9 protein-coding genes are annotated in these 12887 nt (G+C 72.5%); 4 read left to right on the forward strand and 5 right to left on the reverse strand.

Features of this window, described 5'->3' with window-relative positions; all coding sequences use genetic code 11:
- Positions 1-4 precede the first annotated feature (4 nt).
- Positions 5-3805 (reverse strand): methionine synthase, encoded by a 3801-nt coding sequence (metH, locus tag Q0963_RS16160; RefSeq protein ID WP_299448056.1) that lies wholly within the window; start codon positions 3803-3805, stop codon positions 5-7.
- 78 nt (positions 3806-3883) lie between these two features.
- On the opposite strand from metH, the gene Q0963_RS16165 reads away from it, so the two are divergent.
- The 3 genes from Q0963_RS16165 (at position 3884) to arc (ending at position 7749) form a co-directional block, all read left to right on the forward strand.
- On the forward strand, positions 3884-4984 hold the full coding sequence (locus Q0963_RS16165) for a site-2 protease family protein (protein ID WP_299448058.1): 1101 nt from the start codon (positions 3884-3886) through the stop codon (positions 4982-4984).
- 10 nt (positions 4985-4994) lie between these two features.
- Complete coding sequence (locus Q0963_RS16170) at positions 4995-5978, forward strand: tRNA (adenine-N1)-methyltransferase (RefSeq protein ID WP_299448060.1); 984 nt, start codon at positions 4995-4997, stop codon at positions 5976-5978.
- A gap of 151 nt (positions 5979-6129) precedes the next feature.
- Entirely contained in the window at positions 6130-7749 is a 1620-nt protein-coding gene (arc, locus tag Q0963_RS16175; protein ID WP_299448114.1) for a proteasome ATPase, read from the forward strand.
- Between the two features lie 22 nt (positions 7750-7771).
- Here the strand turns inward: arc and Q0963_RS16180 are convergent, their stop codons facing one another.
- From Q0963_RS16180 to Q0963_RS16195, 4 genes are all read right to left on the reverse strand, one after another.
- Positions 7772-8782: a peptidoglycan-binding protein gene (locus Q0963_RS16180; protein WP_299448062.1), complete on the reverse strand. Its 1011-nt coding sequence runs from the start codon at positions 8780-8782 to the stop codon at positions 7772-7774.
- Between the two features lie 195 nt (positions 8783-8977).
- Positions 8978-9328, reverse strand: coding sequence for a DUF3054 domain-containing protein (locus Q0963_RS16185; protein WP_299448064.1), 351 nt, complete (start codon positions 9326-9328; stop codon positions 8978-8980).
- Positions 9325-10317: a ribose-phosphate pyrophosphokinase gene (locus Q0963_RS16190; protein WP_299448066.1), complete on the reverse strand. Its 993-nt coding sequence runs from the start codon at positions 10315-10317 to the stop codon at positions 9325-9327. The genes Q0963_RS16185 and Q0963_RS16190 overlap by 4 nt, the downstream gene beginning before the upstream one ends.
- Positions 10318-10322: 5 nt before the next feature.
- Positions 10323-11306 carry an alpha/beta hydrolase gene (locus Q0963_RS16195; RefSeq protein ID WP_299448068.1) on the reverse strand — a complete coding sequence of 328 codons (984 nt, stop codon included), beginning with the start codon at positions 11304-11306 and terminating at the stop codon, positions 10323-10325.
- A 20-nt stretch (positions 11307-11326) separates the two neighbouring features.
- Here Q0963_RS16195 and dop point away from each other — a divergent pair, with 20 nt between their 5' ends.
- Entirely contained in the window at positions 11327-12883 is a 1557-nt protein-coding gene (gene dop / locus Q0963_RS16200) for a depupylase/deamidase Dop (protein ID WP_299448070.1), read from the forward strand.
- Positions 12884-12887 lie beyond the last annotated feature (4 nt).

Consider the following 12887-nt stretch of genomic DNA (forward strand, 5'->3'; position numbering starts at 1 on the left):
CGGGTCAGTCGGCGTCGGGGATGTAGCCGAGGTTGGGCGACAGCCAGCGCTCGGCGGTCGCGACGTCCCAGCCCTTGCGGGCGGCGTAGTCCTCCACCTGGTCACGCCCGAGGCGGCCGACGACGAAGTACTGGCTCTCGGGGTGGGCGAAGTACCACCCCGACACCGACGCTCCCGGCCACATCGCCATCGACTCGGTGAGCTTCACCCCGGTGCGCTCCTCGCCGCCGAGGAGCGCCATCAGGGTCTCCTTCTCGGTGTGGTCCGGGCACGCCGGGTACCCGGGCGCGGGCCGGATGCCGTGGTACCGCTCGGCGATGAGGGCGTGGGTGTCGAGCCGCTCGTCGGCGGCGTAGCCCCACAGGTCGGTGCGGACCCGCTGGTGGAGCCGCTCGGCGAACGCCTCGGCGAGCCGGTCGGCGAGGGCCTCGAGCATGATCGCCGAGTAGTCGTCGAGGTCGTCCTTGAAGTGCCGGAGCCGGTCCTCCAGGCCGAGGCCGGTGGTGACCGAGAACGCGCCGACGTGGTCGCGCAGCCCGGACTCCTTCGGGGCGACGAAGTCCGAGAGGCACTTGTTGGCGACCCCCTCCCGGTGCTGCCCCTGCTGCCGCAGCCCGTGGAGCCTCGTGAGCACCGACCCGCGGTCCTCGTCGGCGTAGACCTCGACGTCGTCGCCGACCCCGGACGCGGGGAAGATCCCGGCGACCCCCCGGGGAGCGAGCCAGTGCTCGCGCTCGATGAGGTCGAGCATGCGCTGCGCGTCGTCGAACAGGCTGCGGGCCTGCTCCGAGGTCGTCGGGTTGTTGAGGACGTCCGGGTACCGGCCACGGATCTCCCACGCGAGGAAGAACGGGGTCCAGTCGATGTACTCGCGCAGGTCGGCGACGGGGTAGTCCTCCCAGACCCGGGTGAACTGCGTCGCGGCCCGCCGCCACGGGGTGCCCGACGGCACCGACCACTGGTCGCCCGACTGGTGGGCGAGCAGGTGCGGGCGCATCGGCCGGTAGGACGCCCAGTCGAGGGTGGGCGCGTTGGCCCGGGCCGCGTCGAGGGGGGCGAGGGGACGGTCGCCGGTCTTGGCGGCGTGCCGCCGCCGGAGCTCGGTGTACTCCGAGGCGACCCCCTCGACGAAGGGGTCCCGCTGGGTCGCGGAGAGCAGCTGGCTGACGACCGGCACGGACCGGGACGCGTCCTTGACCCACACGACCGGACCCGAGTAGCGCTCGTCGACCTTGACCGCCGTGTGCGCCTTCGACGTCGTCGCCCCGCCGAGCAGGAGCGGGATGGTGAAGCCCTGACGCTGCATCTCGGAGGCCACCTGGACCATCTCGTCCAGGCTCGGGGTGATGAGCCCGGAGAGCCCGATGGCGTCGGCGCCCTCGGCCTTGGCGGTGTCGAGGATCTTCTGGGTCGGCACCATGACGCCGAGGTCGACGACGTCGTAGTTGTTGCACTGGAGGACCACGCCGACGATGTTCTTGCCGATGTCGTGGACGTCGCCCTTGACGGTGGCCGTGACCACCTTCCCCTTCGGCTTGCGGCGGGCCGCCTCGTCCTTCTCGGCCTCGATGTACGGGACGAGGTGGGCCACGGCCTTCTTCATGACCCGCGCCGACTTCACGACCTGCGGGAGGAACATCTTCCCGGAGCCGAAGAGGTCGCCGACGACGTTCATCCCGTCCATGAGCGGGCCCTCGATCACCTCGAGTGGGCGGCCACCCGCGTCGGCGAGCTCGAGCCGCAGCGCCTCGGTGTCGTCGACGACGTGGTCGTCGATGCCCTTGACGAGGGCGTGCGTGATGCGCTCGCGCAGCGGCAGCTCGCGCCACGCCTCGGTGGCGGCCTCGGCCACCTCGCCGTCGGAGCGGAACTCCTCGGCGAGCTCGAGCAGGCGCTCGGTGGCGACGGCAGGGTCCTCGAGGCGGTTGAGGACGACGTCCTCGATGGCCTCGCGCAGCCGCTCGTCGACGGTGTCGTAGGGCACCAGGGCCCCCGCGTTGACGATGCCCATGTCCATGCCGGCGCGGATCGCGTGGTAGAGGAACACGGCGTGGATGGCCTCGCGGACCGCGTTGTTGCCGCGGAAGCTGAAGGACACGTTCGAGACGCCCCCGGACACGAGCGCGTGCGGCAGGTGCTCGGAGATCCAGCGGGTGGCCTCGATGTAGTCGGTGCCGTAGGCGGCGTGCTCGTCGATGCCGGTGGCCACCGCGAAGATGTTGGGGTCGAAGATGATGTCCTCGGGCGGGAAGCCGACCTCGTCGACGAGCAGCCGGTAGGCCCGCTCGCAGATCTCGATCCGCCGCTGCAGGTTGTCGGCCTGGCCGTCCTCGTCGAAGGCCATGACGACGACCGCGGCGCCGTACTTGCGGGCGAGCCGCGCGTGCTCGAGGAAGGGCTGCTCGCCCTCCTTCATCGAGATCGAGTTGATGATCGGCTTGCCCTGGGTCACCTTGAGCCCGGCCTCGATGACCTCCCACTTGCTCGAGTCGACCATCGTCGGGACCCGGCAGATGTCGGGCTCGGACGCCACGAGCTTGAGGAAGCGGTCCATCGCCGCGACCCCGTCGATCATCCCCTCGTCCATGTTGACGTCGATGACCTGGGCGCCGGACTCGACCTGCTGGCGGGCGACCGACAGCGCGGCCGGGTAGTCCTCCTCGCGGATGAGCCGGCGGAACCGGGCGGACCCGGTGATGTTGGTGCGCTCCCCGACGTTGACGAAGAGGCTGTCCTCGTCGACGACGAGGGGCTCGAGGCCGCAGAGCCGCAGCGCCGGGGCGACCTCGGCGCGCTGCCGGGGGGCACCGGCCGAGGCTGCCTTGGCGATGGCCGCGATGTGCTCGGGCGTCGTGCCGCAGCAGCCGCCGACGATGTTGACCAGGCCGGCGGACGCGAACTCGCCGACGACCTCGGCCATCGCCTCGGGCGACTCGTCGTACTCCCCGAACGCGTTGGGGAGCCCGGCGTTCGGGTGGGCGGAGACGAAGCAGTCGGCGATCCGGGACAGCTCGGCGACGTACGGGCGCAGCTCGCCGGCTCCGAGGGCGCAGTTGAGCCCGATGGCCAGCGGCCGGGCGTGCCGCACCGAGTACCAGAACGCCTCGGTCACCTGACCCGACAGGGTGCGCCCGGAGGCATCGGTGATCGTCCCCGAGATCATGACGGGCCACCGGCGGTCGTGCTCCTCGAAGAGGGTCTCGAGGGCGAAGATGGCGGCCTTGGCGTTGAGGGTGTCGAAGATCGTCTCGACGAGGAGCACGTCGGCCCCGCCGTCGACGAGCCCCCGCGCCTGCTCGAGGTAGGCGTCGACGAGCTCGTCGAAGGTGACGTTGCGGGCGGCGGGGTCGTTGACGTCCGGAGAGATGGACGCCGTCCGGTTCGTCGGGCCCAGGGTGCCGAGGACCCAGCGAGGCCGGTCGGGGGTCCGCTCGCCGACGGCGTCGCACGCCTCGCGGGCCAGCGCCGCGGCCGCGACGTTCATCTCGTAGGCGAGGTCCGCCATGCCGTAGTCGGCCAGCGAGATGCGCTGGGCGTTGAACGTGTTCGTCTCGACGAGGTCGGCCCCGGCCTCGAGGTACGCCTCGTGGATCTCGCGGATGACGTCGGGCCGGGTGAGCGACAGGAGGTCGTTGTTGCCGCGCAGGTCGCTCGGGTGGTCGGCGAACCGGGCACCGCGGTAGTCCGCCTCCGACAGCTGCCGCGCCTGGATCATCGTGCCCATCGCGCCGTCGAGCACGAGCACCCGCTCGCGGAGGGCGCTGGTCAGGGCGTCGGTGGCATCGGGCCGGTGCTGAGCGGTCACAGGGGTCCTCGGGGTCCTCTCGGGACGGTCGTCGGGCAGAGGATCAGTATGCCGCCCGGCTCACGTAGGGTCGGCGCTATGTCCACGTCGTCGCAGGCCCCCCGCGGCGCCCTGCGGATCGGCGGGGTCGCCGGGGTGCCGATCTACCTCGACCGCACCTGGCTCTTCCTCGCGGCGTTCATCGCGTTCACCGGCTACCAGACGGGCGCGGTCAACGGCCAGGGCTTCGCCCTCGCGTACGCCGGCTGGCTCGTCGTCGTCATCTTCGTCGCCGTCCTCGGCCACGAGATCGGCCACGCCCTCGTCGCCCGCCTGCTCGGCTTCCGGGTGCACCGCATCGTCGCCACGCTGTGGGGTGGGCACACCGCGTACGACGGCACCGGCGCCACGCCGGGGCGCACCGCGCTCGTGGCGCTCGCCGGCCCCGGTGTCAACGCCGCCCTCGCCGCGTTCGGCGCCGTCGGCGCGGCGACGCTCGACGGGGCGGCCGGCACCTTCGCCTCCTCCTTCTTCCTGCTCAACGCGCTGCTCGCCGGGTTCAACCTGCTCCCCGGGCTGCCGCTCGACGGCGGCGCCGCGGTGCAGTCGCTCGTGTGGGGAGCCACCGGGCGCCGTGACCTCGGCCTGCTCGTCGCGGGGTGGATCGGCCGCCTCGTCGCGCTGGGGCTCGTCGTCTGGTTCCTCCTCCTGCCGCTCTCGCGCGGTGACCGCCCGGACCTCGTCAACGTCGTCATCGTGCTCGTCATGGGCTGGGTCCTGTGGAGCGGCGCCACCCAGGCGATCCGCCGCGCGCCGATCGAGGGCGTCGTCGAGCGGGTGCGGGTCGGCGACGTCGCGCAGCGCGTCGTGGTCCTGCCCACGGACACCCCCTACGAGGTGGCGATGGCCCACCCCGACCTCGTCGTCTGCCTCGACGAGCGGGGCCGCCCCACCCTCTTCCTCACCGCGCTGCCCGGCCAGGACGTGCCCCCCTCGACCCCCATCGGGTCGGTCGTGCAGCGGGTGCCGGACGAGAACCTCGTCGAGGCCGGGCCGGCCGACGACCTGACCGCGGTGATCCAGGCGATGGGCACGACCGGCGTCGGCGTCATCGTCCTGACTCGCGACGGGCAGGCATGGGGCGTGGCCTCCGCCCGGGCCATCGGCGCCGCCGCACAGCGGTCCGGCACCCGCACCTAGACTCTCGCGCATGACCGCCACCGGAGCCGAGCGTCGGCGCGGGCCCTTCACCGAGGGCGACCGCGTCCAGCTCACCGACCCCAAGGGCCGCCTCCACACGATCACGCTGGCGGCCGGCAAGCAGTTCCACACCCACCGGGGCCACCTGAGCCACGACGACCTCATCGGCGCGCCCGACGGCTCCACCCTGACGAACACCGCGGGCGTCGAGTACCTGGCGCTGCGCCCGCTGCTCGCCGACTGGGTCATGTCGATGCCGAGGGGTGCGGCCGTCGTGTACCCGAAGGACGCCGGGCAGATCGTCATGATGGCCGACGTCTTCCCGGGGGCCACCGTCGTCGAGGCCGGGGTCGGCTCCGGCGCCCTCTCGATGTCGCTGTTGCGCGCGGTGGGGGAGTCCGGACGGGTCCACTCCTTCGAGCGCCGCGAGGACTTCGCCGACATCGCCCGGGGCAACGCGCGCGAGTTCTTCGGCGAGGACCACCCGGCCTGGACGGTCACGGTCGGTGACCTCGTCGAATCCCTCCCCGGGGCGACCGAGCCGGGCACCGTGGACCGCGTCGTCCTCGACATGCTCGCCCCCTGGGAGTGCCTCGACGTCGTCGCCGACGCGCTGGCCCCCGGCGGGGTCCTCATCTGTTACGTCGCCACGGCCACCCAGCTGTCGAAGGTCGCCGAGGCGATGCGCGACCACGGGACCTTCACCGAGCCCCAGGCGTGGGAGTCGCTCGTGCGCGGCTGGCACCTCGAGGGCCTCGCGGTCCGGCCGCAGCACCGGATGCACGGGCACACCGGCTTCCTCGTCACGACCCGCCGCCTGGCGCCGGGCGTCACCCCGCCGCTGCGCAAACGCCGGCCGGGTCGCGGCTACGTGACGAGCGAGGAGGCGGGCGAGGCGGACTGGACCCCCGAGAACATCGGCGAGCGCGTCCCGTCCGACAAGAAGGTCCGCAAGGTGCGTCGATCGGTCACCGGAACCTCCGCGTCACCGTGAGCCCCGCGGGTTATCGTCGAGTATGAGCAGCGACGAGCCCCGTGACGAGCACGGCAGCCGAGAGCGGCTGGAGGCGGAGCGCCGGTCCCTCGAGGCCGAGCTCGCCGCGCTGCGCGCCGGGGGGGACGCCAGCCCCGCCCAGCTCCGCTCGATGGAGCGCGACCTCGCCTCCCTGCGCTCGCAGATCGCGACGATGTCCGCGCAGAACGAGCGGCTCGTGCGCACCCTGCGCGACGCCCGCGAGCAGATCCTCACCCTGAAGTCCGAGGTCGACCGGCTGGCGCAGCCCCCGGCGGCGTACGGCACGCTCGTCGAGCTGTTCGACGACGGCACGGCCGACGTCCTCACCAGTGGTCGCAAGATGCACGTCGCCATCAGCCCGTCGATCGAGAGCGCCGACCTGGCGCCCGGCCGCGAGGTCATGCTCAACGAGGCGATGAACGTCGTCGCGGCGCACGGCTTCGAGACCGTCGGCGAGGTCGTGCTGTGCAAGGAGCTGCTCGAGGACGGCCGCGTCCTCGTCGTCGCCCAGGCCGACGAGGAGCGGGTCTGCCGGCTCGCGGCGTCGCTGGCCGGGGTCACCGTCCGGGCCGGCGACGCGCTGCTCCTCGAGCCGCGTTCCGGCTTCGTCTTCGAGCGGATCCCCAAGGCCGAGGTGGCCGACCTCGTGCTCGAGGAGGTCCCCGACATCGGGTACGAGGACATCGGCGGGCTCACCGGGCAGATCGAGGCCATCCGGGACGCCGTCGAGCTGCCCTACCTGCACGCCGACCTGTACCTCGAGCACCACCTCAAGCCCCCGAAGGGCGTGCTGCTGTACGGCCCGCCCGGGTGCGGCAAGACGATGATCGCCAAGGCGGTCGCGGCCTCGCTGGCGCGCAAGGTGGCCGAGAAGGAGGGCCGGGAGCCCGGCAAGTCCTACTTCCTCAACATCAAGGGCCCTGAGCTGCTCAACAAGTACGTCGGCGAGACCGAGCGGCACATCCGGCTCATCTTCCAGCGGGCCCGCGAGAAGTCGAGCGAGGGGTACCCCGTCGTCGTGTTCTTCGACGAGATGGAGTCGCTGTTCCGCACCCGCGGCTCCGGGGTCTCCTCCGACGTCGAGACGACGATCGTGCCGCAGCTGCTCTCCGAGATCGACGGGGTCGAGGGGCTCGAGAACGTCATCGTCATCGGTGCCTCCAACCGGGAGGACATGATCGACCCGGCCATCCTGCGCCCCGGTCGCCTCGACGTCAAGATCAAGATCGAGCGCCCCGACGCCGAGGCCGCCCGCGACATCTTCGCCAAGTACCTCGTCACCGGGCTGCCGCTGCACCCCGACGACGTCGCCCAGAACGGCGGCTCCGAGGAGGCGACGGTCGCGGCGATGATCGACGCCGTCGTCCTGCGGATGTACTCCGAGGAGGAGGAGAACCGCTTCCTCGAGGTCACCTACGCCGGCGGTGACAAGGAGATCCTCTACTTCAAGGACTTCAACTCCGGCGCGATGATCCAGAACATCGTCGACCGCGCGAAGAAGATGGCCATCAAGGACCTCCTCGACACCGGCCAGCGCGGGCTGCGGGTCGAGCACCTGCTGCAGTCGTGCACCGACGAGTTCCGCGAGAACGAGGACCTGCCGAACACGACGAACCCCGACGACTGGGCGCGCATCTCGGGCAAGAAGGGCGAGCGGATCGTCTACATCCGCACGCTCATCAAGACCAAGGAGGGCACCGAGCCCGGCAAGTCCATCAACACCGTCGCGAACACCGGCCAGTACCTCTGACCCGCGCCCCCTGGGCCGGGTCTCAGGCGGTGAGGGCCTGCCAGGTGTCGGAGCCGACGATGCCGTCGACGACGAGGCTGCGCGAGCTCTGGAAGGAGCGGACCTTGCTGTCCGTGCCCGAGCCGAAGATGCCGTCCGCCGTCGTCGAGAAGCCCTTGCCGGTGAGGCACTTCTGCACCCCGTACACCGCCTCGCCCTGCGAGCCCTGCTGGACGGTGACGATGAGGGCGTTCCAGGTGTTCGTCCCGACGATGCCGTCGGCGGTCAGGCCGCGGGAGGACTGGAAGCTCTTGACCGTGGACTCGGTGCCGGAGCCGAAGATCCCGTCGGCGCTCAGCGAGTAGCCCCGCTGGCGCAGGAGGTGCTGGACCGCGCTCACCCGGTAGCCGCTGTCTCCCTTGCGCACGACCGACCACGAGGACGGCGGCGGCGTGCCTCCGCCTCCACCGCCGAGCGAGGCGGCGAGGGCGGGCAGCCGCGAGTCGCCCGGCGGCACGTTGATCTCGAAGTGCATCTCGTCCTTGCGGCCCGAGTAGTCCCCGCCCCAGCGGACCACGCCGTTGCACCGGTTGAGGATGGTGCGGATGGCCGCGACCTGTCCCGAGGTGAAGGTGCCCGAGGCCCCCAGCGGGTGGTCCGGGGCGTTGCAGTCGATGGCCGTGCCGCTCGAGTGGTTGGACAGCGTCGTGCTGCCGGAGATCTCCCGGTAGTTGTGCCCCCAGCACCCGGGGGAGTAGAGGGCCTCGACTGTCGAGTTGAACTGCACCGCGACGTAGCGCAGGACCGTGTACACGTCGCCGGTCCGTACTCCCGACGGGAAGGTGGCGGCCCCGACGGCCAGGCTCGACAGCGGCACCTGGCTCGAGGTGCCGGCCGGCCAGCCGTTCTGCGAGGTCGCGGCGAACGCACTCTGCGCGGTGGCCGTGGCGGCACCGCCGGCGACGAGCAGGCCGCCCGCACCTCGGATCAGGGTGCGTCGCCCGAGCCCGCGGGTGGGCGGGCTGCTCGGCGTCGTCTCGTGCTGGTCACACATGCGGGTGCTCCTCGTCGGTCACGGTGATCGGACGCGTCGGACGCTAGGGGCGGGGCCGGCGTGCTGCCACCGGGCGGGGAGCGGTGGGCAGGCGTCCGCGGCGCGCGGCCATCATTTCCGCAGGTCAGCCGCCCCACGTAAATTTCTCACCAAGTTTCGACAGGTCGGTCCGCGGCGGCGGGAGGGACCGGCAGGTCAGGCGGGGAGGAGGCGGCCGAGCAGGCGCCAGCCCAGCAGCAGGGCGCCGAGCGTCAGCGTCGCGACGACGACGAACGCGGGGGCCACGCCCTGCGCGGCGACGGCCCGCAGCGCCATGCCGAGAACGACGGCCGACACCACGACGACGGCGCCGTAGGCGAGCGAGCGCGGCCCGGAGTCCAGGACGATGCTCGCCAGCAGCCAGCCGGCGGCAGTGCCGACGAGGAACGGCAGGGCCGTCCGGACCACCCCCGCCACGTCGACCCCCTCGGCGTGGGAGCGCCGGCCGACGGCGGCGAACACGAGGACGAGCAGGACGTCGAGGACCGCCGGGACGAGCCGGCTCACCCGGGGACGCCCTCGAAGAGGGACCGCTGCCGCGGCGGGGCATGCATCGGGTCGACGCCGTCGAACAGGCTCGAGACCGACTCACCCGCGTGGATCCGCCGGATGGCCTCGGCGAACACGCCGGCCACCGACCGCACCTGCAGCGCGGGCCACCCGGCGGGTGCCGGGACGGTGTCGGTGGTGACCACCTCGGTGATCATCGGGTGCGTGCTGAGCCGCTGGACGGCGCTGCCCGCGAAGAGCCCGTGGGTGCAGGCCACGGCGGCCTCGGTGACCCCGTGGTCGGCGAGCCGGTCGAGCAGCTCGACGATGCTGCCGCCGGTGGCGATCTCGTCGTCCAGGACGATGGCGCGCCGCCCGGACACGTCGCCGACGATCGAGTCGATGACGACCTGGTCGTCGGCCAGGCGGCGCTTGGACCCCGCGGCCACCGGCAGCCCGAGGAGACGCGAGAACTGGGTGGCGTCCTTGGCGTTGCCGAGGTCGGGGGAGACGACGACGGCGTCGGTGAGGTCCTGCTCGCGGAAGTGCGCGGCCAGCTCGCCGAGCGAGGTGAGGTGGTCCACCGGGACCGAGAAGAACCCGTGCACCTGGGGGGCGTGCAGGTTCATCGTGATGACCCGGTCGACCCCCGCGGTCGCGATGAGGTCGGCCACGAGCCGCCCCCCGAGCGAGATGCGCGAGGAGTCCTTCTTGTCGGACCGGGCGTAGGCGAAGTGCGGGATGACCGCGGTCACCATCGCCGCGGAGGCGCCGCGGGCCGCGTCGACCATGAGGAGGAGCTCCATGAGGGAGTCCTGGGTCGGCGGGACGAGCGGCTGGACGATGTAGACGTCGCGCTGCCGGCAGTTGGCGAGTAGCTGCGCCTGGAGGCAGTCGTTGCTGAAGCGGCTCGTCACCGAGTCCGAGAGCGGCACCCCCAGGGCGTCGCAGATCCGGTGGGCGAGATCGCGGTGCGCGGACCCGGAGAAGACCACTATCTCGCGCATGGTCGTCAGGGTAGCCGCCCGGTGAGGGCACGGGAGAGCTCGGTGACGAGCTCCGCGCGCTGCTGCCTCCCGAGCGGGCTGGCCCCGGGGAACGACGCGAACCCGTGCGGGACCCCGAGGTAGTTGGTGAGCCGGGTCCGCACGCCGGCGGCCTCGAGCGCGGCGGCGTACCGGATGCCGTCGTCACGGATGGGGTCGACGTCGGCCGTCTGCACGAGGGCGGGGGGCAGGTCGCGCAGGTCGCCCCACAGCGGGGAGACGAGCGGGTCGCGGGGGTCCGCCCCCGGCGACAGGTAGTGGTCGCGGAAGGCGTCGACCGAGCGCCGGGTCAGGACCGGTGCGTCCGCGTGCTCCTCGAGCGAGGGCGAGGCCATCGTGAGGTCGGTGGCCGGGTAGATCAGCGCCTGGTGCCGCAGGTTCGTCATCGCGTGGTCGCGCATCACCTGCGCCACGACCGCGGCCAGGTTGCCGCCGGCGGAGTCGCCCGCCACGGCCATCCGCCGGGTGTCGGCGCGCAGCACGTCGCCGGAGGCCGCCACCCAGGTCGTCGCGTCGACGCAGTCCAGGGCCGCGCGGGGGGCCCGGTGCTCGGGGGCCATCCGGTAGTCGACCGAGACGACGACGGCACCCACCCGGGCGGCGATGAGGGTGCACAGCGAGTCGTAGTCGACGAGGTTGCCCCACACCCAGCCGCCGCCGTGGAACCACAGAACGACCGGCACGTCGGTCCGGGCGTCCCGCAGGGCCCGGGGCCGGTAGATGCGCAGGGGGATCTCGTGGTCGTCGCGGGCGGGCGCCGTCCCGTACGTGATGCCGACGGTCGGGTCCACGCGGCCGAGGAGGAGCGAGGCGACGCGGCCGCGGGGGCGGACCCCGGCCCGTTCGCGGTGGATCCCGTCGATGTCGAGCGACTCCACGGGGGGTCGGGTGAGGTCGGCGACGGCGCTGACGAGTGTGGTCAGCGGGGACATGCCGCGGTAGGAGCGCACGACGTCAGTATCGTCGAGGCATGAGTGTGCGCCGGGTCATGGGGATCGAGACCGAGTACGGCATCGTCGTGCCCGGCGACCCGCAGGCCAACCCGATGGTCGCGTCGGGGGACGTCGTGACCGCCTACGCCACCTCGCGGGGCATCCGTCCGGCCAGGGCGAGCTGGGACTACGCCGACGAGGCGCCGCTGCGGGACGCCCGCGGGTTCGACATGGGCCGCGGGCAGGCGCACCCGAGCCAGCTGACCGACGACGTCGAGGACCCGACGCTGGCCAACGTCGTCCTCACCAACGGGGCGCGGCTGTACGTCGACCACGCCCACCCGGAGTACAGCTCGCCCGAGGTGACGACCCCGCGCGCGGCCGTCACCTGGGACCGGGCCGGCGAGCTCGTCATGCGGGAGGCCGTGGCCCGGCTCGCGACCGTCCCGCCGGGCGTCAACCTCTACAAGAACAACACCGACGGCAAGGGCGCCTCCTACGGCACCCACGAGAACTACCTCATGTCGCGGGCCACCCCGTTCGCCTCGATCGTCCGGCACCTCACCCCGTTCTTCGTCGCCCGCCAGGTCATGTGCGGCAGCGGGCGCGTCGGGATCGGCGTGGACTCGCGGACGCCCGGCTACCAGATCGCCCAGCGCAGCGACTTCTTCGAGGTCGAGGTCGGGCTCGAGACGACGCTCAAGCGCCCGATCATCAACACCCGCGACGAGCCGCACGCGGTCGCCGACAAGTACCGCAGGCTCCACGTCATTCTCGGCGACTGCAACCACGCCGACGTCGCCAACCTCCTCAAGATGGGCACGACGTCCCTCGTCCTCGCGATGATCGAGGCGGACGCCATCGGCGTCGACCTCTCGGTCCGGCGCCCCGTCGCGACGCTGCACGAGGTGTCGCACGACCCGACCCTGCAGACCAAGCTCGAGCTCGTCGACGGCCGGCGGGTGAGCGCCGTCGAGCTGCTGTGGGAGTACCACGACCGGGCGGCCGCCTTCGTCGACGAGCGGTCCGGCGGCTCACCGGACCCCGACACGGCCGAGGTGCTGCACTGGTGGTCGACCGTCCTCGACAAGCTGGGCCGGGACCCCATGGAGGCCCGGCGCGAGGTCGACTGGGTCGCCAAGCTCGCGGTGCTGGAGGGGTACCGGGAGCGGGACGGGCTCGGCTGGGGCGACGCCCGGCTCAAGGCCGTGGACCTGCAGTGGTCCGACGTGCGGGCCGACCGCGGGATCGCGCACCGGCTGGCGGCCGCGGGGCGCCTCGAGGTCCTCGTCGACGAGGCGGACGTCGTGCGCGCCGTCACCGAGCCCCCCGCCGACACCCGCGCCTGGTTCCGCGGCACCTGCCTCGCGCGGTTCCCCGACGACGTCGTCGCGGCCTCGTGGGATTCGGTGATCTTCGACGTCGCCGGGCAGCGGATGCTCCAGCGCGTCCCGATGCTCGAGCCGCTGCGCGGCACCGAGGCCGGGGTGGGCGACATCGTCCGCAGCGCCCCCGACGCGGCGTCCCTGCTCCGCGCCCTCGCGGCGAGCGCCGAGCCCGACCCGCCGCGCGAGGACCCGAGCGCCACACCGTGACCCG

The sequence above is a fragment of the uncultured Phycicoccus sp. genome, assembly GCF_947495705.1.
Lineage (GTDB): Bacteria > Actinomycetota > Actinomycetes > Actinomycetales > Dermatophilaceae > Phycicoccus.